The sequence below is a fragment of the Moraxella sp. ZY210820 genome (assembly GCF_030674635.1).
In the GTDB taxonomy this organism is placed as follows: Bacteria; Pseudomonadota; Gammaproteobacteria; order Pseudomonadales; family Moraxellaceae; genus Acinetobacter.
Genome location: NZ_CP089978.1, coordinates 723,100 through 749,080, shown reverse-complemented (window position 1 = coordinate 749,080; position 25,981 = coordinate 723,100). Strand labels below are relative to the sequence as shown.

The following is a 25,981-nucleotide window of genomic DNA, read 5'->3' as shown; positions in this document are numbered from 1 at the left end:
AGGTAGAAATGATGGAAATCGTTTGCTTAGATTTAGAAGGCGTATTAGTCCCTGAAATTTGGATTAATTTCGCTAAAAAAACAGGTATCAAAGAGTTAGAAGCAACAACACGTGATATTCCTGATTATGATGTATTGATGACACAACGTTTAAATATCTTAAAACAACATAACTTAGGTTTACCTGATATTCAAGCTGTGATTGCAGATATGGGACCTTTACCTGGTGCGAAGGAATTTGTTGAATGGGTGCGTACACACTTCCAACTCATTATTTTATCTGATACATTCTATGAATTTGCTCACCCACTCATGCAACAACTTGGCTGGCCAACCATTTTCTGTCATAAATTAGAAGTCAATGAACAAGGTTTAATTACTGATTATAAATTACGTCAGCCAGACCAAAAGCGTGAAGCGGTTAAAGCATTGCATGGTTTAAATTTCCGTGTAATTGCAGCAGGTGATTCATATAACGATACAACGATGTTAAGTGAAGCTGATCATGGTTTCTTATTTGATGCCCCTGCAAATGTAATTGCAGAATTCCCACAATTCCCTGCTATTCATGGTTATGATGCATTGAAAAAAGCGATTATTTCTGTTTCTCAGCGTAAGATTCCAGAATAATAAGCTTAGTCCTGTACAAATATAACATCATAAAAATTCACATGGTCTCACTATGTGAATTTTTTATTATCACGTGTTATCTTAAGTTATTCTTTAGTTATATTTATTTTATTATTAATATTTTCCACATATTTATTTGCTATGCTACATAGCTGAATGCGTTTTATGTGGGGAATTATCATTATGTTAAATTTTTCTAAATCATTTTGTCAAAAATTAGCTTTAGTTACACTTTGCTCAAGTATTTTAACTTTAACTGCTTGTACCACTACAACACATTATGGTTCTAAACAAATCAGAAATATTCCTGTGCCTTTATATTATACAGTTCAATATGGCGATAGCTTAAGTAAAATCGGACAAAAATACGCTCTTGACTATGTGAGTATTGCCCAAATTAACAATATTCCAGCACCTTATAATTTAATTCATGTTGGGCAAAAATTACGCCTAAAAGGTGCTAAACGCTTACAAGTTATGCCAAATAAAAATACAACATCAACTACAACTGTTAGCAGACCAACACCTGTCATCAATAAACCAACACCAAATACCACAATATCATCAAACGTTTACCAACAATGGTTTAAACCAACATTAAATCACTACAGTCCTACGCTCAATTCATCTAATTATGCACTATACTATTTTGGGCAAATGAATGACCCAATTTATGCAGTGGCAAGTGGAACAGTAGTTTATGCCTCACCTACCAATGAGTATGGTGATTTAGCTCGTTTTGGTAATTTAATCATGATTCAACATGATAATGGTTACGTAAGTGTCTATGCCCATAATAATAATTTATTGGTACATAATGGGCAATCTGTACAAGCAGGTCAGCAAATCGCTACAATGGGTATGTCAGGTTTAGATGTGCAACAGCCTATGTTAGCATTTCAATTAAAACAAAATGGACAAGCAACAGATGCCCGTAAATTAATTCCTTGATGGATTGGTATCAATCATAAAATGCACGATGTTTTTATCGTACATTTTATGAACTTGTTCTCTACTTTAATTTTGCAGGTCGATATTCTCCATATATCACTTGCCCCCGTTCATCAATATAAAACGGTTTTTCATCGCCATAGTCATCAGGATATTCTTGATTATCTTCATATTTTACATTTGGATTAAGCATCATCGCTTTACCACCAAAAAAGAAATATGGTTGATAACTAGTAGGTAATCCTTCAGCATAAGAACGGCGTACATATTGATATTTAAATGGTACAACGGTGTTATTTTTCGCATCAATAAAACCAATTTTACCATTTTTTACTACCGCAGCTTTACCTTCTGAATATGGAAAAACTTCATCATATTCTAAAGGGATTTTTATTTTCCCTGTATTATCGATAAAACCAGCTTTACCATTTTTCCACACTGCAATCCAATATTGTTCTTGCTGTCGTTTTGGTGGATTTTTAAAAGAAGAATTATCCCATGTTTTATCACCTAAACCATGTTGCATATAATCATAAATAAATGGAGCAACGATTTTCCCTTGCGTATTTAATAACCCCCATTTACCATATTTACCCACTTGACGTACTTTCACTACATCATTGATATAATACAATTTACCAGTATGATAGATATAATCTTCATCTTGATAATCATATTGTATTGGTACGATGATTTTACCATGTTTATCAACAAAGCCAAGTTTATTATTTTTAGCCACAGCAATTAAGCCTTGTTTTTCACTGGCAATATATTGATAAATCGGTGGTAAAATCACTTTACCTTGATGATTAAGTAAGCCATATTTTTCATTATGAATGATAATAATATGATTTTTATCAATATAGCTAATATGATAAGGTGTAGAAAATAAGATTTTTCCTGTACTATCAACCACATGATTTTTACCATTTTTATGATAATAAGTTAAACCATGAGTAAACTCTGTTTCATATTCCCGCTCTGTCCAATCAATCACGACTTTATTATGGGTATTGATAAAAGCAGTTTTACCATCTTTTTCAACTCTGGCTAAACCATCAGAAAACTGTCCAATATCATCATATTCAAATGGAATTTTAATTTGACCTTGTCTATCAATCATGCCTTCTTTTTCATTTTGACGGGCAATCAACCAATAAGGTGCTTTATACGTGATAGATAATTTATCATATTGAAATGGAATAATCACTTTATTATTGCTATCAATCAGTCCCCATTTTCCATCTTTTTCTACTGTTGCCACCCCATCATTAAACATCGTACCATCATCATAATAGAATAACTTTTTTCCTGTGTGTTGAGAAAAATAATGGGCTTTAGGTGCTTTTGTATCATCACTATCATTTTTTAGCAACACAATACCATCACTCGGGCAATAAATTTCGTGATATTCCCCATCCATGATATTTTCAATTGGTGGAACATAATCTTCACACATACCGATTGAATATGCCATACTTTGTTGCATTGCACCCAATAACAATGCACTCAGCAAAATTTTGCATGGGAATTTAAATGAAAAATGAAGCATCACAAGTCACCTATTTTGATGATATTTTCAACAATATAGCATAATTTTTCAGCAATTCCAAGCCTAATTCTGCCATAAAATCGCAAAAATAAAATTTGATTTTAGACGGTTTAGCTTATATACTTCAAGACAAACTCAACAAGCAAAATATGGAGTAAAGTCATGTTTTTAGAGTTTGACCTTGAGCGTATGAAACGAGCCATAGATGCTCCTGTGATTCGTGTACCTGATTTTGACACTGATGAACAGTTTTTAATATGGCTGAATGTGAAAAAAGATTTTGTAGAGAAACTTGATTCTAACCATGACTTAAGCCATCAAGCACAAAATATGTAAAGATATTACTTTTTCAAAATATATTTTGAAAATGTTGGCATGTAGGGGCGAAAAATTTTTCGCCCAATTTCAAATGATGATTATTGGGCGAATGATAATTCGCCCCTACAAATCCAATATTCACATGTTTTTAGAATATCCTTTTAAACCTTAGCCATTAAAATTTATCGAGCAACATTTATTTTTGGAATATCCCCATGAGTCAATCATCAGCCACAACCGCCCAAGCTCTAGCACATATCGACACGCATACACCGATGATGCAACATTATTTACAGGTAAAAAAAGAATATCCAAACGCATTATTATTTTATCGTATGGGCGATTTTTATGAGTTATTTTTTGATGATGCTCATACTGTGGTTAAAATACTGGGTATTACCCTCACCCATCGTGGGAAAAGTAATGGGCAACCGATTCCAATGGCAGGTGTACCCTATCATTCAGCTGACCGTTATTTAACCCGTTTAGTCAAAGCAGGACAAGCCATTGCCATTTGTGAACAAGTGGGCGAAGTGACTGGCAAAGCCCCTGTTGAGCGTGAAGTCGTACGTTTAATCACCGCAGGTACATTGACTGATGATAATTTATTGGGACAACATCAATCATCAAGTTTATTGGCATTATGTATTCAACAACAACAAATCGGTATGGCATTATTGGATTTAAGTGCAGGGATTTTTAAAGTACAACAAATTGAATATAAATTAGAACAATTTCCATTAGAATTAGCACGTTTAATGCCGAGTGAAATTATTATCGATGAAGATATGGTAGATACCAATATTATCGATATTATTAAAAATACTTTAGAATGCACCATTACCAAACGTCCAAATGTCGATTTTAATATTAAAAATGCCGATAAAACTTTATGCGACCAATTTGGGGTGAGTACATTATCTGGTTTTGGCGTTGATGAATTACCTTTAGCCAAAGCATCTGCCAGTGCCTTAATTCATTATGCTAAAGAAACGCAAAAAACTGCTTTACCGCATATTTGCTCATTGCGTGTAGAAAACAGTCAGCAATATATCGCCATTGATTATATCACTCGTAAAAATTTAGAAATTACGCAACCTTTATTTGAACATGGCACATCATTATTTAGTTTAATCAATGATTGTAAAACTGCAATGGGCGGACGTTTATTACATCGTTTTTTAATGCAACCGATGCGAGATACTGCCATTTTAGAACAACGTTTAGAAAGTATTGATATATTATTGCAAGGTTATCACGAAACACCAATTCGTTTAGTTTTACAAGAAATTAGCGATATTGAACGAGTCTTAAGTCGTGTGGCTTTAGGTTCAGCTCGTCCTCGAGATTTAGTGCAATTACGCCAAGCCTTTGCACAAATTCCATTATTACGCCACGCTTTACAACCGATTTTAAATACCCATACACAAGGATTATTAACCGAACTGACCCAGCAATTAGGCGATTTTCAACCCTTATATGAACATTTATGCCATGCGATTGTCGAATTACCGCCAGTAGTTTTACGAGATGGTAATGTCATCGCCACAGGATTTGACCCTGAATTAGATGAATTACGACAAATGAAAGATAATGCAGGTGATTTTTTAATTCAAATGGAATTAAAAGAACGCCAACGTACAGGTATTGCCAATTTAAAAATCGCTTATAATAAAGTGAGTGGTTATTTTATTGAACTGACACGTGGGCAAGCAGAAAATGCACCAAGTGATTATATTCGCCGTCAAACTTTAAAAAATGCTGAACGTTTTATTACACCAGAATTAAAAACGTTTGAAGATAAGATATTATCTGCCGATGCACGAGCATTGGCACGAGAAAAATATTTATTTGAACAGATTTTAAAACATTTACAACAGCATATTGCCGAGTTACAGCAAATGTCGAATGCGATTGCTCAACTAGACGTGTTATGTAATTTTGCTTATCAAGCTCGATTACGCCATTGGGTACGCCCAGAATATACCAGTGATATTGGCATTGAAATTATTGCAGGTCGTCATCCTGTGGTGGAAGCATTAAGTAAAACCGCTTTTGTTGCTAATGATACATTATTAAATCAACAACATCGTTTATCGATTATTACTGGTCCAAATATGGGCGGAAAATCGACTTATATGCGACAAACCGCATTGATTTGTATTTTGGCGTATTGTGGCAGTTTTGTGCCTGCTCAATCGGCAAAATTAGGCTCGATTGACCGTATTTTTACCCGTATTGGCTCGGCTGATGATTTATCGACAGGTAAATCCACATTTATGGTGGAAATGACTGAAACAGCTCAAATTTTACATCATGCAACTGCACATTCTTTAGTGTTGATGGACGAAGTCGGACGTGGTACAAGTACCTATGATGGCTTGTCATTGGCGTGGGCGTGTGTATTAGACTTATCTAAACGAATCAAATGCTTATGTCTATTTGCGACACATTATTTTGAGCTGACCGAATTGGGTAATCAAGCACATATTCAAAATCAACACGTTACCGCTGTAGAAGCCAATGGCAATTTGATTTTATTGCACAAAGTTCAAGCAGGCCCAGCCAGCCAAAGTCATGGTTTGCAAGTGGCAAAATTGGCAGGTATTCCAACCAGCGTGATTAAAGAAGCACAAAAACGCCTAAAAATTTTAGAAAAACAGCAAATCGCTACGCCACAAAATCAGCAAGCGGATTTATTTGCTGAATCAGAAGATATTATCCATCATGTTGAGCATAATACACAACAGCAGATAATGTCATCACCACAGATTGAATATATTGAAGTGGAAAAACCATCACCCATTATTAAGCAATTAAAACAGTTGAATATTGATGATTTAAGCCCACGTCAAGCGTTGGAGCAATTATATCAACTCAAAGAGTTACTGAAGGAATAATATCCATGAAGCCATTATCCATTCACAGTTGGGATTTTCGTATTGCATTTGCCATTTATATTTGTGCGTGGATTTGGTTGAATGATTATTGGCTGTGTTTTGTTGGTATTGCCTTAGCAATGACAGCAATTTATTTTATTTTACAATGGCGAGCAAATCATCAAACAGATAATGATGATGATGCAAAATATCAACAACGCACCAAAGAATTATTGATGGTTTTTATCTTATTTTTTGGTGCGTTAAGTTATAAAACTGCCAGTTGGTTGATTGATTTAGAATTACCTAAACAAGAAACCTATTGCGGATATATTAGCCATAAACATATTAAGGCTCGTAAAAGTATTTTTGGCACATCTTATATTCAATTACAAACTACACAAAAATCTTATCAACTATCGCCCAATACACAAGTAAGTATTACTGACTTGCATATCAATGATAAAATTTGTGCAACATTTATCGATGAAAATAAAAGTTTATGGTTAGCAAAACATTATGTGGTAAATATTGTGAAAAATAATCATTAAATTGATTTGTATTCTATATCATTTTATGCTAATTTAACCTATATATGCATATAGATGTATTGGAGTCATATTTATGAAAAAATCGGCTTTATTAGGTTTGAGCCTAGCAACTGCCCTTTTAACTGCTTGTGGCGGTGGTGGCGGTTCAAGTAACCCAACCCCAATGGTCAATAATAATGGCGGTGGCGGTAACAATAATGGTGGTACAACAGTGGTTGGTACCACGACCAATAATAACGCACAAACAAACACTGACAAATTAGATACGACCATTCAAGGTAATCTATTAAATCTGAATAATGCAACGGCTAAACGTGCTAATAATTCAGCAACTGCAACCGCTGCAACGACAGATAAAAATATTGTCGTGGTCAATGGTCAAAAATTGACTTTTATGCAAACTGGAATCGGTGGTAATACCATTAATATGAATGCAAACAATATGGCTCGTACGGGTGGTAGTTCTAATTTACAATACACACGCTACGGCTATTTACGTGAAGGTTCAAATGCTCCTGTACTCTTTGCTCAAGGGAATTTAGCTGAAAAAATGCCAACTACAGGTCAGTTTATTTATACAGGTAAAGCTGCTCACATCCAGAATGGTGAAGTAAAAATAAAAGATGCTGAGTTTGATGTAAACTACGCTAATAAACAAATCTCAGGTCAAATCCGAGATGAAGGTACACGTAATACGATTGCAATATTAGGTGCAAAAATTGATGGTAATAAGTTTAATGGTACTGTAGGTACATTTACCACTACAGGACATTTCTACGGTCCAAATGCTGAAGAAATGGGCGGTGTGTACAAAAATACCACAGGCAATATCAGCGGTGCATTTGGTGCAAAAAAATAAAAGCTAGGATAATATTGAGCTGAATAAATTATGCCAAGTTATTGTTTTAACTTGGCATTTCTGTTTAATGTTGAATGATGAGAAGAATTGATGAAACTCATATATGGTTGCGTATTGTGCTTATATTCAAGTACAATTTTTGCTCAAACATCAAATCCAACTGATGATTGGATTAAGGCTGATTTAACTCAACAACAACGCAAAAATATACAACAAAATCAAGAAATTACTTCATCATCAAGCGTACAGCAACAAAACACCGTCACGGAAATGACCGAGCAAGAATTATTGGCTCAACCGCAATTTTTAGAACAATTATTAGACAATGCTTTAGCTGAACACAATATCGGTGGCGTGCGTGTTTTAATTCCCATTTATCAACAATGGCAACAATATGATGAAATATTACTCATGTATGCTCAAGCAACCATTGCTCAATCTGATGGAAATTATGCTCAAGCTATTGATATTTATAGAAAAATAATTGCTAAGCGAAATGATTTAACGCCAATACGAGTGCGTTTAGTCGAAAATTTAATTTTAGATAAGCAATGGAATGTCGCCCAACAACAGATTATGAAAATCCAAGCAGATAAAGATTTACCCCAAGAGATTGCTCAACAATTAACTAATGCTGAACAATGGCTCAAAAAACAACAAAAATGGCAAGTGAATGCCAATGTACGTTATTTAAATAATGAAAATATTAACCAAGCACCTAAACATCAGCATTATGGTGTATGGCGGTTCCCTACCCCAATTTCCGCTCAGGGCTTAGGCTATGATGTATCTTTACAAAAAAATCAATCATTCTTTAACCATTGGTCATGGCAAAGTGGCATATTTTTAAATGGAGAAAGTTATTGGAATGCTCATCGGTTTGATGATATTTCCCTACAAGCTCACATGGGTCTCGCTTATCAAAGTGCTGATTTTGATGTTGCAATTTTGCCTTTTTATCGTTATCGTTGGTTTGCTGGACAATCTTATGCTCAAGAATTAGGCGTTCGTACACAAGGACAATATCATTTTAATACACAATGGCATGGTTTTGCTACGGTGCAATATAGCGAAAAGCATCATCAACAACGTGATTTTTTAGATGGTTGGCTGTGGAATAATGCCTTGACTGTATTATATATACATTCGCCACAACAATCATGGTTCGCAGGCGTTGATTTTATGATTGAGCAAGTTAAAGATAAAAGTGATAGTTATCAACGGGTTGGTATGCGTGTTGGTTGGGAACAAGATTGGAATTATGGAATTTCAAGCAGTAGCCAAATCGGTATAGCCCAACGTGATTATCAAGCCCCTGATATTTTTCAAATTCAACGACAAGATACTGAATATTTTATGCAAACGACCTTATGGCACAAAGCATTACATTGGAAAGGTTTTACGCCTAAAATCACTTGGCAATGGCAGAAAACTGATAGCAAACACTTTATATATGATAGAGATAAAAATCAAGTATTCTTAGAAATTAGTAAACGGTTTTAGTTTATTCTAAATGTCGATATTAAAGCCTTATCAATACAATCTTGATAAGGCTTTTAATTAAAAATGTATAGTAAATTTAATTCATGATTGAACAGCAGGAGCATATCATATACGCCCAAATAATTGATTTAAAAAGGGTTTATATAATAAACCCCTACATTTATTGTACTGTTTCGATATAAATCGACTATATAATTAAAACTTTAATTTAAGGCATCAACAACCGCTTGCCCCATTTCTTTAGTACCCACTAATGTTGTACCTTCAGACATAATATCGGCTGTGCGTAAACCTTTGTCTAACACCTTACCTACCGCATCTTCAATCGCTTTCGCTGCTGTTTCTTCACGGAAAGTATAACGTAACATCATGGCAACTGATAAAATCGTTGCTAATGGATTGGCTTTATTTTGCCCTGCGATGTCTGGTGCAGACCCATGACAAGGTTCATACATACCTTTACCATTTTCATCTAAAGACGCTGATGGTAACATACCTATAGAGCCTGTAAGCATTGCTGCTTCATCCGATAAAATATCACCAAATAAATTACCCGTAACAATCACATCAAATTGTTTTGGTGCACGCACTAATTGCATTGCGGCATTATCTACATACATATGCGACAATTCAATATTTGGATATTGAGCTTGCTGTAAATCGGTAACTGTTTGTTTCCACAATTCTGTCACTTCTAATACATTGGCTTTATCCACCGAGCAGACTTTTCCACCACGTAAACTTGCCATTTCAAATGCAACTTTAGCAATACGTTTAATTTCACTTTCGCTATAAACATCGGTATTATAGCCTTGTTTTTCGCCATTTTCTAATTGACGAATACCACGAGGCTGACCAAAATAAATACCACCCGTTAATTCGCGAACAATTAAAATATCCAAACCTGATACAATTTCAGGTTTAAGACTCGATGCACTAGCTAATTGTGGATATAAAATCGCAGGACGTAAATTTGCAAATAAATTTAATTCACTACGAATTTTTAATAAACCACGCTCTGGGCGAATAGAACGTTCAATTGTATCCCACTTAGGTCCACCCACTGCACCAAGTAAAATCGCATCTGCTTTTTGAGCTTGTTCACTGGTTACGGCAGGATATGGTTCACCATATTCATCAATGGCTGCACCACCTAATAAACCATGTTCCCAAGTAAAACCTAATGCAAATTTTTCATTGATGCGTGTTAAAACTTGTTCAGCAGCAGCGACAATTTCTGGACCAATACCATCACCTGCTAAAATTAAAATATGTTTTGACATAGCAATTCCTAAACCTTTGATTTAAAATATAATATTAAACTTTACTTTTGTTTTGTAGATTTTGTTCCACAAACTCGCCAAAACCTGATACTGCATTATGTGTACGACAGAAACGGCGAATTGTTGTGTCGCCTTGTTGCAAATCTACACATAAAGGGTCAGGGGCAGAAACTTCCAATAAACTTTCATGTTTAATACGCTGACGGTACATCATAAGTTGATAATGTTGTCCCGCTTGAAACTTATGAATAATAGTAAACTTCTCAGCACGATACTCTGATACAGGATAAAATTTAACACTGATTTCATGCTGTTGTGCAGAAACAGTTAAATCAAACGCAACCTTACCTTGTTTTATATTTGAACTTTTTAGCTTAATCATACCAGTACGTAAAGCTTGCATGGTTAGCCAATCATTATCTGGATTTACCAATTGGATATTATCAATACGTTCAAATTGACAATAACTGACCCCAGTACAACTCAAGTGTGCTGTTTGTTCAGAATGACCTGTTGCTGTAAAATTAGCTGTATTCGATGATGGTAAGCTATGACAAGCACTTAGACCTATAGCCATAGCTCCTGCGAGTAACATCACAGCATAGGATTTGTTCATCATTTTCATCATCACCTAAATCTATAATCTGTAGGCATTATACAAAAAAAAAGCAAATATAGCAAAATCTTGTTTCTTATATTCTTTTACCATTTGAATAATTTTTATGATGGGTTTTATTTTTGAATGATGTATGATTGCACTTAGCCCAAAACCGTTGATAAAGTTTAAAACTTAAACGGTTTTGAGCAAGATTTTGTAGATTAAGCTGTTAATTCTCTAAACATCTCAATCTACCTATTTTGGCTTTTTCCACAAGTTTTGAAAATCATTGCTATTAGCCTTTTAGGATTGCAATGTGTTTCATAAAGATTATTCCTTATTAAAAATAAATTAACCGAATTAAATTTGCTCTAAAAACAAAAAAGTCATTGAAGTTTGATTATCTGAAATCTGTTGTATATCCACAACCTTTAAATTCAACCCATCCAAAATAATGACTTCAAATTCATTTTGATCTTCAATACAAGCAGGAAATACTCTTGTATTTTGACTTAACTCTATACTCCAAAAATAATGGATATTCTTATCATTTTGTAATGCGTGTAGAGATGCCTCCTGTGGGTTAATAGTAGCAGAAAATATTGGGGAAACTGACAAAATATCTCCAATTTTTGGGTTCTGTAACGGACAATCGCCACCGTGAAATACAGTTTGACCTTCTGATAAATAAATATCAATATCTTTCAACTCATTTGTCATCAAGTCAGAATCTTTATACTTTTCATCCTTTACATACTTATATGTACTTGGAAATAATTTCTTTGTTAATTTGGGAGATTTTTCCAACAATAAATTATATTTTTCATAAGTAATTTTATCCAAAGAAACATTTTTTAACCCACCAAAAGTCCCTAAAATAAAATCTTTTGATGAATTAAATTTAAAACCTTTGATTTCAAGCGGATAAATTTCTTTGTCTATACTAGGAAATAAAAACATAGACCCCCCATTAAAAGAGCCAAATTTAATAATCCAAAATAAGGCTCTTTTTATCTATCAAATATTAAGCATTTAACTCTTTAAACACCCAAGGACGCTCATTTTTCGCTTTCTCTTCAAACGCCTTAATATCATTGGCATTTTGTAAAGTCAAACCAATATCATCTAAACCATTTAATAGACAATGCTTACGAAATGCGTCCACTTCAAAAGCATATTCTTTACCAGATGGAGAAATCACTTTTTGATTTTCCAAATCAACGGTTAATTGATAGCCGACATTATTAAAACATTCTTTAAACAACTCATCAACTTCACTTTCTGTTAATATCACAGGAAGCATTCCGTTTTTAAAGCAGTTATTATAAAAAATATCAGCAAAACTTGGGGCAATCACAGTGCGAAAGCCATATTCATTCAATGCCCAAGGAGCGTGTTCACGACTAGAACCACAGCCAAAATTGGTGCGAGCCAAGAGAATCGTTGCCCCTTGATAGCGGTCTTGATTTAGCACAAAATCAGGGTTTTTTGGGCGTTTTGAAATGTCTTGCCCCAAATAGCCTTCGTCCAAATAACGCAGTTCGTCAAATAAATTATCGCCAAAGCCTGTGCGTTTAATGGATTTTAAAAACTGCTTAGGGATAATCAAATCCGTATCCACATTGGCACGGTCTAGGGGGGCAACAATGCCGATTTCGGTGGTGTATTGTTTCATAATTTTTGCCTTTTTAAAGTTTAAAGGGATTTAATATGCGAATGCCTTGAATAATTTGTCCGTGTGTTAAATCTTCGGAATACATTATTTTGCAATCAGCTCTATATCCAGCCACAATCATTAAAGCATCCCACAATCTTAATTTGTGATGAATGCTCACTTTAATGCCTTGTTCAATTAACGAAATATCGGTTAATACGGTTGGTAATTTACTCAAATTGGCAACTGTATTTTGCATTTCAACTGGGTCTAATTTTAGTTTATAAGTGGTAACATTAAAAAACTCTTGCAAAACTTGGGTGGAAATGACAAGATTTTGATTAGCGTGCAAGTTAGCAATTAAATCCAATGCCATTTGGCGTTTTTCTGGAAATCGCCCATCAACCGTATAAACCAAAATGTTCGTATCAATAAAGGCTTTATCGCTCATACTTTATCGCTCATAGATATCATCTCTTGTCCAGCCACGCTCATTTTGTGGCAAATGCGTAGCAATATTTTTTGATGCCTTTTCGGTCATTGCCAAAAAATTGGTAATCCAATCTTTATCAGTTTTATCTTCACTGACCGCCAAATAATCCAAAGATGAATAGTCATCAATATCCTTTTCTAATATCACATCATTAGAATTATTTTTAATATCTTGAATAATTTCATCAGCCGTTCTGTCATCTTCCCAAGAACCAAATAGTGAGTTCATATCAGATGAATTTTCCAAAACTTTTACATCATTTTTTGGCAAACTTACCAAAAAGTTGATAAGTTTTGCCAAATGATTTTCGTGGATAGACAATGTTATGGTTTGCATAATTTATCCTTTTAATTGACATTCAATTTACCAACTATAATAAGCCGTCAAACTTGCTGTTGCCAATACTTTACCATTTAAATTAAAGCCCAAAACCGCAGGGCTTATGGTATTTGGCAAATCCAGCATTTCATTTAGGGCGTATAAGGTAAAAATATAACGGTGCGGTTTATCGCCTTTGGGCGGAAATGCCCCAATAAAACCATCAAGGGAAGCGTCATTTTTTAATTCTAAAATACCATTACCAAACTCACCCGATTTGCCTTTTGGTAATTCATTCCAATCGGCAGGAATATTAAACACATTCCAATGCCAAAAACCACAGCCTGTCGGAGCGTCTGGGTCGTACATTGTCAGCACAAAACTTTTGGTCTCGCTTGGGGCGTTTTGCCATTTAAGATTGGGACTGATATTATTGCCAGTAAAGCCCCAAATATTGGCGACATAGTCATTGGACAGCGTATCGCCCTCTTTAATATCGGCACAGAATAACACCATTTCACCAGCATTTTGGGCAGGGTTACGCACATCGATGTAAGTGTTTTTAGCTAAGTCGTTCATAAAAGCTCCTTTTTAGGTTTGAGTTAAATGATTTACAAAGTCTCGTTTATACAAACGATGGCTTTGGATATTGGCTTTGGCATCTTTAATATCCCAAATTTGTAATTCCCAAGGATAATAAAAATTGCTGGCATTTTTAAAATAAATATGAATGCCAATATAGCCATCTACATCTCGCAAATACCAATTTTTTAGTTGATATTTTTCTTTATAGGCATCTAAATGATTTAAAATATCGCCAATACATTCAGACGGCAAAATCATTCTTGCCCCAAAAATATCATTTAAAATGTTATTTACAGGATATTGATTTTCTCTTAATAAATATCGCTGTATCTTATCATTAATGCTTTCGGTGGTTTTGACACGATAATAAAAATGAATGTCTTTAATATCGGCAAAAAATAAATAATCGTTAATTGCTTCGTGCAAGTTTAGCCGATACGCTAAAATATGCTCAGTTGGCACATTGGCAAGCGTGCGTGATAAATTCACTTTTTCAACCTTACCTGTTTCAAAATAATCGGCTGAATATTGGGCGTGAATTTGATTGATTTCACGGATTAAGCGTTCGGTTTGTTCCAAATAATTCATTTGTCATTTAAGATAAATTAAAATTATCGCTAATACACTTTAACACATAAGTTTGACAATCATCAAGCGTTTTAAAATATTTTAAATCATCGCCATATAATCCCAAACCATCAAAACGAAAACTATCATCAATAAAGAAACTTTCACTAGCAATATGCCCTGTTACGGTTGGAAAAGTTGGTTGGATATTATACATATCCAACCGCCAAAGGGTCGCAAAATAACCTTTTTGTGAATGTTTAAATATTTCAATTTTAAATACCCATAATTCATCAGCTATGGCAATTGGGTCAATGATTAAGGTTTTAATCAGTTCAGAATAACTCATTAAAATTACCACCGCCCAAAATCATAATAATCAGGAAAGGCAATCTGTTGCTCAATAAATTGCTGTCTTAATATCAACCATTCTTTTTCGGCAATTATCTTATCATAAGCACAATAAAGATTAACTCTAGCAAAATCAAAAATATCCATAATCAATTGTTCCATTTTATCAGACAAAGGTCGATAATCTTTTTCTATATAGGCATTTTGACAAGCCATTTCCCACAAATCTAAACGATGAATCTCTAAATACATTGGCATCAACGCAATTGTTGCCAAAAATATACGTTGATGAGCATATTCTTTGGGAATTTTATTGAGCGTATTATTGGAAATAACTGTAACAAATTGGCAAAAAGACATTTTATCATGCCCTAATTAAAAAATAAGACAATCATAACACAGATTGTCTTATTTAACCATTATTTATATTCTGTACATTCAATATCTTTTTCTTGGCAAAACATTTCGTCATTATCCGCAAGACATTTTTTTTGCACTGCCAATTTTGCCTTACCACGATTGATATTTTCACTCTGATAAGTATCGATAAATGGTTTTAATTTACATACATAGATTGGTGCTTGTGGGTCAATTTTAGTTGTTTCACGTGCATCAATAATCACCGCAGGTGTTGGCGTTTGAATAAGCACAGGTACTGTTTTACCGTTGCTCTCAACAACTGGAGCAACACAAGCGGTTAAAGTTACAATGAATGGTAAGGTTAAAAGTAGTCTTTGCATAAAAGCTCCACAATATCAAACAAAACCATATTATAACTATGGATTTATACTTAATTTTGGATAATACTTATTTTTTTGTAAAGTTATATTACCTATCATTGAGCTAATTTCATAATCTATGCAAAATATTAAGTATTTAAATCAGGATAATCCCAATCTGCATCAACTCTAAACAACCAATCCAATCCTGCACGACGTTCCATAACGACACTACCATCTAAATTAACTTCCTTGCCATTAATACGAGCGTCCACACACGCCCAATGATAACGATAAATTAAATCAGCTTGGTCTAAAATTTCATCAAGTGAACGCATTTTGATTTTTGACAAAAATTCATCAATATCTGCATTACTAGAAACCACCTCAATCGCAAAATGGCATTCATCGTGGGTCATTGGTTCATTTGGGAATTTTAATTCATCAATTAAACCCAATGCCCATAATAATGCCCAACACGCTTCATATTTCCAAGTCATATTAAGCAAATCTTGCTCATCGCCTTTTTGCTCAAAGACAATCAACTCTTTTTCGGTTAAATTATCAATTTGAAATTGCTTTAATAGTTTTTGATAAAAAATAACAACTTCTACATCATAATCATCATTTCTTTGGTCAAAACTTGCTTGAATGCACAGCATACAGGCGATTAAGCGTTTTGCGATTTCCAATGGTGTTTTTAATTCAGCTTCGCTTTCATCTTCTATGACTGGCAACCAATCAATATAGGCAATGCCCTCATTTTTTAGTTGTTCAATGGATAATTGCTTGCGTTGTTCTGCAGTTTTCATAAAAACACCTTTGCTTTAATTTAAAATAAGACAACCCATCATATCACAGATTGTCTTATTTTCACGCCTTACGCCACCGTCCGCACATCCACAAAATGTCCGTGAATTGCCGCCGCTGCCGCCATTGCAGGGCTAACAAGGTGCGTACGACCGCCATTGCCTTGACGACCTTCAAAGTTACGGTTGGAAGTGCTAGCACAATGTTCACCTGATTGCAATTTATCCGCATTCATCGCAAGACACATTGAACACCCTGGCTCACGCCATTCAAATCCCGCATCAATAAAGATTTTATCCAAACCTTCACGTTCCGCTTGTTTTTTGACTTGCCCTGAACCTGCTACAACCATTGCTTGTTTAATCGTACTCGCCACTTTTTTACCTTCAACGATTTTGGCAACTTCTCTTAAATCTTCAATACGAGAGTTTGTACAAGAACCAATAAACACACGGTCAAGGGTAATATCAGACAATGATTGACCAGCAGTTAAGCCCATATATTGATAAGCTCGTGTCCAATCATTTTTTTGTACTTCATCTTTTGCCATATCAAGCGTTGGTACAGTTTTAGATACTGGAATGACCATTTCAGGCGAAGTTCCCCAAGAAATTTGTGGTTCAATCTCATCGCCATTTAACACAACTACCGCATCAAAATGAGCATCATCGTCCGATTTTAAGGTATTCCAATAAGCAACTGCTTTATCCCAATTTTCACCAGTTGGAGCGTATGGACGACCTTTGACATAGTCAATGGTTTTATCATCTACAGCTACAAGTCCAACCCTTGCACCACCTTCAATTGCCATATTACACACCGTCATACGTCCTTCAATCGACATATCACGAAACACTTGTCCACCAAATTCAATGGCATAGCCTGTACCACCTGCCGTGCCAATTTTGCCGATGATTGCCAAAATCACGTCTTTTGGGGTAACACCTTTGCCCAATTTACCGTCCACTCGCACCAGCATATTTTTCATTTTCTTTTGTACAAGACATTGTGTAGCAAGCACGTGTTCAACTTCCGATGTACCAATGCCATGAGCCAAACAGCCCAAAGCACCATGTGTTGCAGTATGACTATCGCCACATACCACCGTCATTCCCGGCAAGGTCAAGCCTTGTTCAGGACCAACAACATGAACAATACCCTGACGGTCATCATTAATACCAAATTGCACCACATTAAAAGTTTTACAGTTATCATCAAGGGTTTTAACTTGAATGCGAGAAGTATCGTCTTCAATACCCGAAATACCTTGTGAACGCTCTTTAGTCGATGTTGGCACATTGTGGTCTGGCGTTGCAATATTCGCCGACAAACGCCAAGGGGTACGCCCTGCAAGTTGTAAGCCTTCAAATGCTTGTGGACTGGTTACTTCGTGCAATAATTGACGGTCTATATAAATCAATGATGAGCCGTCATCACGCTGTTTGACCAAATGGTCGTCCCAAAGTTTGTCATATAAAGTTCTGCCTGCCATTTCTCATCTCCGAATGGTTGGGTAAAATGTTAAAACTTTCTGCATTATAGCATAATAAAATAATAAATCTAATTTATGATTTTTATAAATTTAATAAGTTTTAGGAATAATTTACGCTATTCTCAACTTAAAATCATAATATGCTAAATTTAACTCATTATTGAGTCGTTAGGAACATATGACACACTCTTAATTCATTGATTTTACAAAAAGTTTACCTAATAATCACTACACAAAATCAATAACTTACTATAAGTTGAGAATAACGTTATATCATCAATCATCACCAAAAACGATTTGCAATGGGAATGGCACTGCTGTCCACGCATATTGATGTTTATTCTGCTTGGTTGTAGTATGCCGTTCTACTTGCTGACTATCCAAAAATACAATCAACATATCATCCAAAACAGGATATAAATCAGTCGTACAAGTTAGAGATTTCAATACATCTCGATGTTTTTTATAATCTATTAATGTTATTGCACCTTGTTTAAGCAATTGATTTTGTATGGTTTCATTCAACTTCGTACGATTTAAAAATAACATAAAATCACCTTGCTTTTCCTGCTTACGCTCATGACTTGGACAATATAAAGCAAATTCTACATATTGACCATAATCTGAAAAAAACTGTAAATGATTTTGTTGCAAACTAATTTTTAAATCCTTTTTCTCTTGCTCCATCATTGGTTGAGATGTAGTAATAATACTTGCTTCAGATACATTGAGCAATAATACAGGATTAATATCAGTACCAGTTTGAGAAAGCTGTGCTGTAATATCGATTGGCTTAACTGCATTGATCGGTATTACCACTTCACGAACTGGATATTTATTATCCTTATTAATCATATCCCCTGCCATTGGAAAAACTAACATTTGCTGATGAGCAGGAATTGCCCATTTTTGCTCAGGATAATGAACTGCAATATTTTCAACAACATCATACATACGATATTGAACATTTGTATGGTCTGCCATTGTATAACCTGAAAACAAACCACAAAATCCACTTAATATCGTGATACTCATCAACTTATTCATAAAAATCACCTATTGTGATGTTAGATTTATAGCATGACATTTAATCATATCTATAAGCTGATTGCAATCATATAACACCATGTTTAATATCAAAAATCAAAAGGATTATCCACCCAACGAGTAGGTTTAATATTAATCTTATCTACTAATTTTTGCTGTTGTTCCAAACCCTGTAAATGTTGCACCACATCTTGTAATAATGCTAATAATTGTTGTGCTTGAACTAAACTTTGGCGGTCTTGATAAAGCTGTAAATTTCCATAAATATTAATTACATCTGCTTGATTTTCAACCGTCAAATCATCAAATTGACACGATTCATTACCCTGATATACTTTAAACATCAATATTCTCACTCATCTTTTAATATACGCACAACTTTTAATAATGCCGTATTTACCATTTGTTCACTTACTGTTTGCTCAGGCGGTGTTTCAGTAAATAAACCTTGTGGCATGGTACTATAACGCAAGGTCTTAAAATTTTCCCATTTAAATTGTTGTTTTTGCCATTCTAATTCGGCATCACTTACAGGATTGGCACAAGTGCTTTTACGGTCAATCGCCTTAAGTTCAATAATACGATTACTTTTCACCGCATTGGCATTTAATGGTAAATTATAAATTTCCCGTTTCATATCTTGGTTCATTTTAGGAAATAAATTGATACCTGCTCTTTGCTCTAAAGCACAAATACTCATAATTTCATATCTTTGTGAATCATCATTCGGTGTATAATAAGCACTTACCACACCCAATTTAGGATAATAAACCGCTTTAAATACTGCCGTTGGTACTAACACGCCATTGCCAATCGCTTGCAACTGTTTTTTCTCGAATAATGGACCTGTAATAACATATACTTCTTGCTGTTGCTTACGCACCATTGCCCGTGTTGCTTCTTCAATTTCACGCCAAATATTCTGATTATTTTTAGGATGTTGTGGCACCATATTCGTTAAAGTAAAACTATCATATTGCGATTGTTCATCAAACATATCGCCATTCGGTGCCATATGTCCACGGTCAAAACCTGAACCACGATAATCAGTTAATAATGAACGATGTTCTTTATCAATTCGTTCTTCTTCATGGAAATGATCTTGACGTTTTAATGGTGTACTGAGACGAGTCGGTGTTAAATGTTCTGCAACCCACAATGGTGTTTTAGATACACCTGAATATACCATATTAAAACCATGATAACACAACGCATAATTAAGTTTTTTCAGATTAGCTTTTTGGATATCTGGTGGATTTTGTTGATAAAATTGCTCCCAACAATAACTTGGCTCTTGATTATAGGTTATATCTAAAGGTAATTGATAACCATTACAAGCTGTTAAAAAAAAACCGACTGTTAATAAACATATCTTTTTAACTTGATTATTGTAGTGCATGACTTATCTCTTCTCTCTTCATACTATAAGGTAAATTCTAAACTCACTTATATTAGCATAAAATTGGATATTTTAAAAAAATCACTTGGCAAAAGCCATTTTTTTAGTTATGATTTCAATCCACTCAATATCTTATATGGTGAGGTGTCCGAGTGGCTGAAGGAGCACGCCTGGAAAGTGTGTATACGTTTACGCGTATCGAGGGTTCGAATCCCTCTCTCACCGCCAAACTTTATGTTTAATATAATTTAAATGTGTAAATCTTTTCTATAAAATAATTGTTTTACCAAACTTCACGACTCTGTCTCGCTACATTTAAAATAAATGCTTCCATTTCATCCATACTTAACCCTTGAGGCATTAAAAAACGCTCGCTTTGTAATGCTTGTTCCATACGAGGAATATCAATTTTGACATTAGATTGTTGTTCATACACAGGTGCAATATCAATAATCATTTGTTTTCTCCGACACATAAAAATAATATGGTCATTATAACACCACTATTTTTACATCTCAATCATGACCTTAACCATGACACTAACCAAATTGAGTCAAAACATCCTTGTCTTATCCAATCCTTTATTCCACGCGTTCACCGTGAATACTAACATCTAACCCTGCCCGTTCATCATCATATTCAACACGCAAACCTTTACAGATTTTTTTGACCACAGTTAAAATTAAAATACTCATCACGCCACTATAAATTACGGTAATAATAACATCTTTAATCTGAATAAAAATTTGTGTAAAAATCTGTTTATCCCCTGCAAATATTTCATTATTAAAAAATATCCCTGTCAATATTGCTCCTAAAATTCCACCAAAACCATGAATACCAAACGCATCTAAAGAATCATCATAACCCAATTTATGTTTCATAATCGATACTGATAAAAATGTACCCATCGTGGTTAAAATGCCGATACACAACGCACCTGTAGTATCAACAAAGCCAGCAGCAGGTGTAATACCGACCAATCCCGACACAACTCCTGAAACCAAACCTAATGATGATGTGCGATGCCCTGCAATTTTTTCACAAATCAACCATGTTAATGCCCCTGCCGTTGCCGAAACTTGGGTAACCACCATCACCATTCCTGCTGATGCACTAGCGGACATTGCCGAACCTGCGTTAAAACCAAACCAACCAATCCACAACATCCCTGCACCAATCAGCGTAATCACCATATTATGCGGTGGCATAGCTTCTTTACCGTGTCCGACACGTTTACCGAGCATAATCGCAACAACCAAACCTGCAATCCCTGCACTAATATGCACCACTGTACCGCCAGCATAATCCAGTACACCGCCTTGTGCCATAAAGCCACCACCCCACACCCAATGGCAAATCGGTACATACACCAGCAAAAACCACAAGCCTGAAAACCACATCATGACAGAATATTTGATACGTTCAGCAAATGCACCTGAAATAATGGCTACAGAAATGATGCCAAAGGTCATTTGAAACAGCATAAAGACAGATTCTGGAATAGTAGGGGCATTAGGTGAGATGGTTAATTGTTGATTTACTAAATCAATGCTCATACCATGTAACAGCACACGCTCAAAACCGCCAATAAACCAATTCCCTTCGGTAAATGCCAGTGAATAGCCGATAACCACCCATAAAATTCCGATCAATGCGGTTGCTGAAAAACTGTGCATCATGGTACTGAGTACATTTTTCTTACGCACCATTCCGCCATAAAATAACGCCAAACCTGGCACGGTCATAAATAGCACCAAGATGGTTGCCATCATCACCCACGCTGTGTCGCCTGTGTTGAGTGCGGAAAACGGTTGCCACCATGTTTCGGTATTGGCAAATGCTGATGACGAACTAAGCCCCAAGAGCAAGAAAGCGATTCTTCTCATGTTTATCTCCAAAATAAAAATGAGCTAAAAATTTCTTTCTAGCTCATTTTTTGTGAATGTGACACCTAGTCAAATGTGATTAGTACACACCTTGAGCTAGCATAGCATCAGCTACTTTTACGAAACCAGCAATGTTTGCACCATCAACATAGTTTACGAAACCATCTTCAGATTTACCATATTTCACACAGTTTTCATGAATGCTAATCATGATGTCTTTTAATTTTGCATCAACTTCTTCAGCAGTCCAGTTACGGCGGATTGAATTTTGAGACATTTCTAAACCAGAAGTCGCTACGCCACCCGCATTAGATGCTTTACCTGGAGCATATAAGATTTTCGCTTTAATAAACTCTTCAACTGCACCTAAAGTTGATGGCATATTCGCACCTTCAGCCACACAAATACAACCATTTGCTAATAATGTTTTCGCATCTTCAGTATCTAACTCATTTTGCGTTGCACATGGTAATGCGATGTCACATTTAATATGCCATGGTGTTTTACCCGCAAAATATTCAAAACCGTGTTTCTTAGCAAAATCTTCGATACGACCACGTGTTACGTTCTTCAACTCCATCACTTCTGCCAATAATTCAGTCGTGAAGCCATTTGCAACATACACAGTACCATTAGAGTCAGATAATGAAACAACTTTTGCACCTAAGTGTAAACACTTTTCAACAGCATATTGAGCAACGTTACCAGAACCAGAAATTGTTACTACTTTATCTTTAAAGCTTTCACCACGTGTTTTTAACATTTCATCAGCAAAATAAACAGTACCATAACCTGTTGCTTCTGGACGAATTAAACTACCACCGTAAGACAAACCCTTACCAGTCAATACACAAGATGTATCGTTGCTTAATTTTTTATACATACCTGCCATGAAACCAACTTCACGACCGCCCACACCGATATCACCTGCTGGAACGTCAGTATTTGAACCAATATGACGATATAATTCAATCATAAATGCTTGACAGAAACGCATCACTTCAGCATCTGACTTACCTTTAGGATCAAAGTCAGAACCACCTTTACCACCACCCATTGGTAATGTAGTTAAAGAGTTTTTGAAAACTTGCTCAAAACCTAAGAATTTTAAGATTGATAAGTTTACAGAAGGATGGAAACGTAAACCACCTTTAAATGGACCAATTGCAGAGTTAAATTGTACACGGAAACCACGGTTTACTTGAGTTTGACCTTTGTCATCAACCCATGCTACACGGAATTGGATTGCACGCTCTGGCTCAACTAAACGCTCTAATAATGCTTGATTTGCATATTGTGGATTTTTTTCAATGAATGGCCATAAGCTCGTCATTACTTCTTCTACTGCTTGTAAAAATTCTGGCTGGTGACCATCACGAGCTTTAACGTAATCTAAGAACTCTTGTACTGATTTGTACTTTGACATAAGGATAAACTCCAAGTTAAAAATAAAATTATCAAAACTAATACTAAAGTTTAATAGATTTTTACAATAATTCTATGAGAAAATTATCGTATCTACATATCAATATTTTGTGTATTTATTACACTATTATCAATGTAGTATTAGTTAAGAGTTACAATCCTAAACCTAAACACTTTGACTATTTTGTTGGCAGTTGTTACGCTCTTTATTTGCTACAAAATATTCATTTAACATTAGTTATTAAAACCGTAATGAATGCAAGGTTTAGGATTGTAATTATAATCATATTTTATGTAAGAAAAATATTTTTTTAAAAAATAGTAGTTATGCACTCAAAAAATAGAATAATTGTATAATATGTATTTGAATTTTAATTTTATGCTTAAAATCAATGACTTATTTTTAACGACCTGACACCATCATTTGAATTATCCATCAACTTACTATTTTTTATCGTGATTTGACATTTTATTCAATTATTTATTTTTTTAATTTTTTTTTTAAAATCACTTGATTTATCCATTGTCAATCTTTTTATTTCACTTTTTATTGCGATTATTCACCTTTCACTCCCCCATAATCACGCCATCATTTTTTAACAAAATGATGAAATGAGCGAAAATAATGCCATAAAAAACCGTTACCATCAAATATTAATGATAACGGCTTTTGCAAAATTAAGGATTTTTCATCATTTTTAATGATATTGACGATGTCCTTGACCTGCAATTTTTTTCATATTTTTGATTAATTTTTTAGCTTCAGCAATCTTACCTGCTTCAATCAATGCTTTCGCTTGCTCCACTTCAGCATTTAAATCGTCAAATAGCGTATGATAAACCTGTAAATCGCTCGCATTTTGGCTGTTTAATTTGCGTGGCGTTTCGGCTTTTGCGTTATTTAACGCCATTTGAAATTGATTTAAAGCCGACAAAGCCTTCGTTTCATCTTTTGCCTTATCAAATGCTTTTAATTGTTGCGACATGGTTTTCATTTCTTGAGCTAAGGGGCTGGCATATACTTGGCTGGCAGTTAGGCTCATCATCGTAAATAAACCAATACACATGATTTGTTTCATCATCTTTTATCTCTCATATTCCAAAAAATAAGCGGTTCACAATAAACCGCTTATTCATTCAAGAAAATAATTTAAATTATTTTACATAAGTTAGCCAATGAGCGTATTTATCATTGCGTCCTTGAACTGCATCAAAGAATACTTTTTGAATTTGTTCAGTAATTGGACCACGTGTACCACTACCGATTGGACGGTCATCATATTCACGAATTGGGGTTACTTCTGCTGCTGTACCTGTGAAGAATGCTTCATCAGCGATATAAAATTCATCACGTGTAATACGGCGTTCCACCACTTCATAACCTAAATCTTTCGCAATAGTAATAATCGTTTGACGTGTAATACCATCTAATGCACCACCAGCTAAATCAGGCGTATGTAATACACCATCTTTCACTAGAAATACATTCTCACCAGAGCCTTGACATACAAAACCTTGTGGATCCATCAACATCGCTTCATCATAGCCACAACGAGCCACTTCTTGATGAGCTAAAATTGATACCGTGTAGTTACCACATGCTTTCGCTTTACACATGGTTACATTTGGGTGATGATGAGTAAATGACGATGTTTTAACACGAATACCTTTCGTCATTGCTTCTTCACCTAAATAAGCACCCCACGACCATGCCGCCACAATCGTACGAATACTATTACCTGTTGCTGCAATACCTAATTTTTCTGAACCGATATAAATTAATGGACGTAAATAACCTGCACTTAATTTATTTTCACGCACCACATCAATTTGTGCTTGTTCTAATTCAGCCTGTGTAAATGGCACGTCCATTTGGAAAATTTTAGCCGAATTCAATAAACGTTTTGTATGATCTTGCAAACGAAAAATTGCTGTACCATTTGGTGTTTCATACGCACGCACACCTTCAAATACGCCCATACTATAGTGCAATGTATGTGTTAAAACGTGTGTTGTTGCACTACGCCATTCAACTAATTTACCATCTTGCCAAATAAAGCCATCACGGTCTGCTAAATTCATCAGTTATACTCCAAAAATATAGTTTAT

The 25,981-nt window shown here is 34.9% G+C and carries 29 protein-coding genes and 1 tRNA gene; 8 read left to right on the top strand and 22 right to left on the bottom strand.

The window, feature by feature from the left end:
• Positions 1 to 11 precede the first annotated feature (11 nt).
• On the top strand, positions 12 to 629 hold the full coding sequence (gene thrH, locus LU301_RS03820) for a bifunctional phosphoserine phosphatase/homoserine phosphotransferase ThrH (RefSeq protein WP_305272726.1): 618 nt from the start codon (positions 12 to 14) through the stop codon (positions 627 to 629).
• Positions 630 to 812: 183 nt separating this feature from the next.
• On the top strand, positions 813 to 1,580 hold the full coding sequence (locus LU301_RS03815; protein WP_305272724.1) for a M23 family metallopeptidase: 768 nt from the start codon (positions 813 to 815) through the stop codon (positions 1,578 to 1,580).
• Between the two features lie 61 nt (positions 1,581 to 1,641).
• On the opposite strand, the gene LU301_RS03810 is transcribed toward LU301_RS03815, so the two are convergent.
• Positions 1,642 to 3,132, bottom strand: coding sequence for a WG repeat-containing protein (locus LU301_RS03810; protein WP_305272722.1), 1,491 nt, complete (start codon positions 3,130 to 3,132; stop codon positions 1,642 to 1,644).
• A gap of 162 nt (positions 3,133 to 3,294) precedes the next feature.
• Here LU301_RS03810 and LU301_RS03805 point away from each other — a divergent pair, with 162 nt between their 5' ends.
• The 5 genes from LU301_RS03805 to LU301_RS03785 all read left to right on the top strand — a co-directional run bounded on the left by LU301_RS03805 (position 3,295) and on the right by LU301_RS03785 (position 9,242).
• Positions 3,295 to 3,468 (top strand): hypothetical protein, encoded by a 174-nt coding sequence (locus LU301_RS03805; protein WP_305272719.1) that lies wholly within the window; start codon positions 3,295 to 3,297, stop codon positions 3,466 to 3,468.
• Between the two features lie 197 nt (positions 3,469 to 3,665).
• Entirely contained in the window at positions 3,666 to 6,350 is a 2,685-nt protein-coding gene (gene mutS / locus LU301_RS03800) for a DNA mismatch repair protein MutS (RefSeq protein ID WP_305272714.1), read from the top strand.
• Positions 6,351 to 6,355: 5 nt separating this feature from the next.
• Positions 6,356 to 6,880, top strand: a complete 525-nt coding sequence (locus LU301_RS03795; RefSeq protein ID WP_305272712.1) for a hypothetical protein — start codon at positions 6,356 to 6,358, stop codon at positions 6,878 to 6,880.
• Positions 6,881 to 6,953: 73 nt separating this feature from the next.
• On the top strand, positions 6,954 to 7,739 hold the full coding sequence (locus LU301_RS03790) for a transferrin-binding protein-like solute binding protein (protein WP_305272709.1): 786 nt from the start codon (positions 6,954 to 6,956) through the stop codon (positions 7,737 to 7,739).
• 90 nt (positions 7,740 to 7,829) lie between these two features.
• Entirely contained in the window at positions 7,830 to 9,242 is a 1,413-nt protein-coding gene (locus tag LU301_RS03785) for a surface lipoprotein assembly modifier (protein ID WP_305272707.1), read from the top strand.
• Positions 9,243 to 9,445: 203 nt separating this feature from the next.
• Here LU301_RS03785 and leuB read toward each other — a convergent pair whose 3' ends face one another.
• The 16 genes from leuB to LU301_RS03705 form a co-directional block, all read right to left on the bottom strand.
• The gene (gene leuB, locus LU301_RS03780) at positions 9,446 to 10,525 is read right to left on the bottom strand and encodes a 3-isopropylmalate dehydrogenase (protein ID WP_305272704.1); all 1,080 of its coding nucleotides are present in this window, start codon (positions 10,523 to 10,525) and stop codon (positions 9,446 to 9,448) included.
• A 34-nt stretch (positions 10,526 to 10,559) separates the two neighbouring features.
• Positions 10,560 to 11,144 carry a hypothetical protein gene (locus LU301_RS03775; protein ID WP_305272701.1) on the bottom strand — a complete coding sequence of 195 codons (585 nt, stop codon included), beginning with the start codon at positions 11,142 to 11,144 and terminating at the stop codon, positions 10,560 to 10,562.
• A 339-nt stretch (positions 11,145 to 11,483) separates the two neighbouring features.
• Entirely contained in the window at positions 11,484 to 12,083 is a 600-nt protein-coding gene (locus LU301_RS03770; RefSeq protein ID WP_305272699.1) for a hypothetical protein, read from the bottom strand.
• Between the two features lie 64 nt (positions 12,084 to 12,147).
• Positions 12,148 to 12,798, bottom strand: a complete 651-nt coding sequence (gene leuD / locus LU301_RS03765; protein ID WP_305272697.1) for a 3-isopropylmalate dehydratase small subunit — start codon at positions 12,796 to 12,798, stop codon at positions 12,148 to 12,150.
• Between the two features lie 13 nt (positions 12,799 to 12,811).
• Positions 12,812 to 13,228, bottom strand: coding sequence for a PIN domain-containing protein (locus LU301_RS03760; protein ID WP_305272694.1), 417 nt, complete (start codon positions 13,226 to 13,228; stop codon positions 12,812 to 12,814).
• Between the two features lie 3 nt (positions 13,229 to 13,231).
• On the bottom strand, positions 13,232 to 13,606 hold the full coding sequence (locus LU301_RS03755) for a hypothetical protein (RefSeq protein WP_305272691.1): 375 nt from the start codon (positions 13,604 to 13,606) through the stop codon (positions 13,232 to 13,234).
• Between the two features lie 27 nt (positions 13,607 to 13,633).
• A complete protein-coding gene (locus LU301_RS03750) occupies positions 13,634 to 14,167 on the bottom strand; it encodes a YbhB/YbcL family Raf kinase inhibitor-like protein (RefSeq protein WP_305272688.1) in 534 nt (177 codons plus the stop codon).
• Positions 14,168 to 14,179: 12 nt separating this feature from the next.
• Positions 14,180 to 14,761, bottom strand: coding sequence for a nucleotidyltransferase family protein (locus LU301_RS03745; RefSeq protein WP_305272685.1), 582 nt, complete (start codon positions 14,759 to 14,761; stop codon positions 14,180 to 14,182).
• A 7-nt stretch (positions 14,762 to 14,768) separates the two neighbouring features.
• Positions 14,769 to 15,089, bottom strand: coding sequence for a hypothetical protein (locus LU301_RS03740; RefSeq protein WP_305272682.1), 321 nt, complete (start codon positions 15,087 to 15,089; stop codon positions 14,769 to 14,771).
• A gap of 5 nt (positions 15,090 to 15,094) precedes the next feature.
• Positions 15,095 to 15,451: a hypothetical protein gene (locus LU301_RS03735; protein WP_305272678.1), complete on the bottom strand. Its 357-nt coding sequence runs from the start codon at positions 15,449 to 15,451 to the stop codon at positions 15,095 to 15,097.
• A gap of 59 nt (positions 15,452 to 15,510) precedes the next feature.
• A complete protein-coding gene (locus tag LU301_RS03730; protein WP_305272675.1) occupies positions 15,511 to 15,831 on the bottom strand; it encodes a hypothetical protein in 321 nt (106 codons plus the stop codon).
• Positions 15,832 to 15,959: 128 nt separating this feature from the next.
• Positions 15,960 to 16,622: a DUF4272 domain-containing protein gene (locus LU301_RS03725; RefSeq protein WP_305272673.1), complete on the bottom strand. Its 663-nt coding sequence runs from the start codon at positions 16,620 to 16,622 to the stop codon at positions 15,960 to 15,962.
• A gap of 68 nt (positions 16,623 to 16,690) precedes the next feature.
• Entirely contained in the window at positions 16,691 to 18,112 is a 1,422-nt protein-coding gene (leuC, locus tag LU301_RS03720) for a 3-isopropylmalate dehydratase large subunit (RefSeq protein WP_305272671.1), read from the bottom strand.
• A gap of 276 nt (positions 18,113 to 18,388) precedes the next feature.
• The gene (locus LU301_RS03715) at positions 18,389 to 19,159 is read right to left on the bottom strand and encodes a hypothetical protein (protein WP_305272669.1); all 771 of its coding nucleotides are present in this window, start codon (positions 19,157 to 19,159) and stop codon (positions 18,389 to 18,391) included.
• An 89-nt stretch (positions 19,160 to 19,248) separates the two neighbouring features.
• On the bottom strand, positions 19,249 to 19,503 hold the full coding sequence (locus LU301_RS03710; protein WP_305272666.1) for a hypothetical protein: 255 nt from the start codon (positions 19,501 to 19,503) through the stop codon (positions 19,249 to 19,251).
• 8 nt (positions 19,504 to 19,511) lie between these two features.
• Positions 19,512 to 20,558 (bottom strand): DNA/RNA non-specific endonuclease, encoded by a 1,047-nt coding sequence (locus LU301_RS03705; protein ID WP_305272663.1) that lies wholly within the window; start codon positions 20,556 to 20,558, stop codon positions 19,512 to 19,514.
• A gap of 138 nt (positions 20,559 to 20,696) precedes the next feature.
• On the opposite strand from LU301_RS03705, the gene LU301_RS03700 reads away from it, so the two are divergent.
• Positions 20,697 to 20,786 (top strand) — tRNA-Ser (locus LU301_RS03700).
• A gap of 55 nt (positions 20,787 to 20,841) precedes the next feature.
• Here LU301_RS03700 and LU301_RS03695 read toward each other — a convergent pair.
• The 5 genes from LU301_RS03695 to LU301_RS03675 all read right to left on the bottom strand — a co-directional run bounded on the left by LU301_RS03695 (position 20,842) and on the right by LU301_RS03675 (position 25,954).
• Positions 20,842 to 21,015, bottom strand: a complete 174-nt coding sequence (locus tag LU301_RS03695; RefSeq protein WP_305272660.1) for a hypothetical protein — start codon at positions 21,013 to 21,015, stop codon at positions 20,842 to 20,844.
• Between the two features lie 124 nt (positions 21,016 to 21,139).
• Entirely contained in the window at positions 21,140 to 22,447 is a 1,308-nt protein-coding gene (locus LU301_RS03690; protein ID WP_305272656.1) for an ammonium transporter, read from the bottom strand.
• Positions 22,448 to 22,526: 79 nt separating this feature from the next.
• On the bottom strand, positions 22,527 to 23,873 hold the full coding sequence (gdhA, locus tag LU301_RS03685) for an NADP-specific glutamate dehydrogenase (RefSeq protein WP_305272653.1): 1,347 nt from the start codon (positions 23,871 to 23,873) through the stop codon (positions 22,527 to 22,529).
• A gap of 697 nt (positions 23,874 to 24,570) precedes the next feature.
• Complete coding sequence (locus LU301_RS03680; protein ID WP_305272650.1) at positions 24,571 to 24,954, bottom strand: cytochrome b562; 384 nt, start codon at positions 24,952 to 24,954, stop codon at positions 24,571 to 24,573.
• A 73-nt stretch (positions 24,955 to 25,027) separates the two neighbouring features.
• Positions 25,028 to 25,954 (bottom strand): branched-chain amino acid transaminase, encoded by a 927-nt coding sequence (locus LU301_RS03675; RefSeq protein WP_305272647.1) that lies wholly within the window; start codon positions 25,952 to 25,954, stop codon positions 25,028 to 25,030.
• Positions 25,955 to 25,981: the final 27 nt, after the last annotated feature.

Bases quoted from the DNA above. Each gene is read 5' to 3' on its own strand.
- LU301_RS03755 (WP_305272691.1), bottom strand. From the start codon at position 13,606: ATGCAAACCATAACATTGTCTATCCACGAAAATCATTTGGCAAAACTT.
- LU301_RS03785 (WP_305272707.1), top strand. From the start codon at position 7,830: ATGAAACTCATATATGGTTGCGTATTGTGCTTATATTCAAGTACAATT.
- LU301_RS03790 (WP_305272709.1), top strand. From the start codon at position 6,954: ATGAAAAAATCGGCTTTATTAGGTTTGAGCCTAGCAACTGCCCTTTTA.
- LU301_RS03680 (WP_305272650.1), bottom strand. From the start codon at position 24,954: ATGATGAAACAAATCATGTGTATTGGTTTATTTACGATGATGAGCCTA.
- LU301_RS03675 (WP_305272647.1), bottom strand. From the start codon at position 25,954: ATGAATTTAGCAGACCGTGATGGCTTTATTTGGCAAGATGGTAAATTA.
- LU301_RS03740 (WP_305272682.1), bottom strand. From the start codon at position 15,089: ATGAGTTATTCTGAACTGATTAAAACCTTAATCATTGACCCAATTGCC.
- leuB (WP_305272704.1), bottom strand. From the start codon at position 10,525: ATGTCAAAACATATTTTAATTTTAGCAGGTGATGGTATTGGTCCAGAA.
- leuD (WP_305272697.1), bottom strand. From the start codon at position 12,798: ATGAAACAATACACCACCGAAATCGGCATTGTTGCCCCCCTAGACCGT.
- LU301_RS03810 (WP_305272722.1), bottom strand. From the start codon at position 3,132: ATGCTTCATTTTTCATTTAAATTCCCATGCAAAATTTTGCTGAGTGCA.
- LU301_RS03725 (WP_305272673.1), bottom strand. From the start codon at position 16,622: ATGAAAACTGCAGAACAACGCAAGCAATTATCCATTGAACAACTAAAA.
- LU301_RS03805 (WP_305272719.1), top strand. From the start codon at position 3,295: ATGTTTTTAGAGTTTGACCTTGAGCGTATGAAACGAGCCATAGATGCT.
- LU301_RS03770 (WP_305272699.1), bottom strand. From the start codon at position 12,083: ATGTTTTTATTTCCTAGTATAGACAAAGAAATTTATCCGCTTGAAATC.
- LU301_RS03695 (WP_305272660.1), bottom strand. From the start codon at position 21,015: ATGATTATTGATATTGCACCTGTGTATGAACAACAATCTAATGTCAAA.
- mutS (WP_305272714.1), top strand. From the start codon at position 3,666: ATGAGTCAATCATCAGCCACAACCGCCCAAGCTCTAGCACATATCGAC.
- LU301_RS03705 (WP_305272663.1), bottom strand. From the start codon at position 20,558: ATGCACTACAATAATCAAGTTAAAAAGATATGTTTATTAACAGTCGGT.
- LU301_RS03730 (WP_305272675.1), bottom strand. From the start codon at position 15,831: ATGCAAAGACTACTTTTAACCTTACCATTCATTGTAACTTTAACCGCT.
- LU301_RS03715 (WP_305272669.1), bottom strand. From the start codon at position 19,159: ATGAATAAGTTGATGAGTATCACGATATTAAGTGGATTTTGTGGTTTG.
- LU301_RS03750 (WP_305272688.1), bottom strand. From the start codon at position 14,167: ATGAACGACTTAGCTAAAAACACTTACATCGATGTGCGTAACCCTGCC.
- LU301_RS03760 (WP_305272694.1), bottom strand. From the start codon at position 13,228: ATGAGCGATAAAGCCTTTATTGATACGAACATTTTGGTTTATACGGTT.
- thrH (WP_305272726.1), top strand. From the start codon at position 12: ATGGAAATCGTTTGCTTAGATTTAGAAGGCGTATTAGTCCCTGAAATT.
- LU301_RS03795 (WP_305272712.1), top strand. From the start codon at position 6,356: ATGAAGCCATTATCCATTCACAGTTGGGATTTTCGTATTGCATTTGCC.
- LU301_RS03690 (WP_305272656.1), bottom strand. From the start codon at position 22,447: ATGAGAAGAATCGCTTTCTTGCTCTTGGGGCTTAGTTCGTCATCAGCA.
- gdhA (WP_305272653.1), bottom strand. From the start codon at position 23,873: ATGTCAAAGTACAAATCAGTACAAGAGTTCTTAGATTACGTTAAAGCT.
- leuC (WP_305272671.1), bottom strand. From the start codon at position 18,112: ATGGCAGGCAGAACTTTATATGACAAACTTTGGGACGACCATTTGGTC.
- LU301_RS03775 (WP_305272701.1), bottom strand. From the start codon at position 11,144: ATGATGAACAAATCCTATGCTGTGATGTTACTCGCAGGAGCTATGGCT.
- LU301_RS03815 (WP_305272724.1), top strand. From the start codon at position 813: ATGTTAAATTTTTCTAAATCATTTTGTCAAAAATTAGCTTTAGTTACA.
- LU301_RS03745 (WP_305272685.1), bottom strand. From the start codon at position 14,761: ATGAATTATTTGGAACAAACCGAACGCTTAATCCGTGAAATCAATCAA.
- LU301_RS03710 (WP_305272666.1), bottom strand. From the start codon at position 19,503: ATGTTTAAAGTATATCAGGGTAATGAATCGTGTCAATTTGATGATTTG.
- LU301_RS03735 (WP_305272678.1), bottom strand. From the start codon at position 15,451: ATGTCTTTTTGCCAATTTGTTACAGTTATTTCCAATAATACGCTCAAT.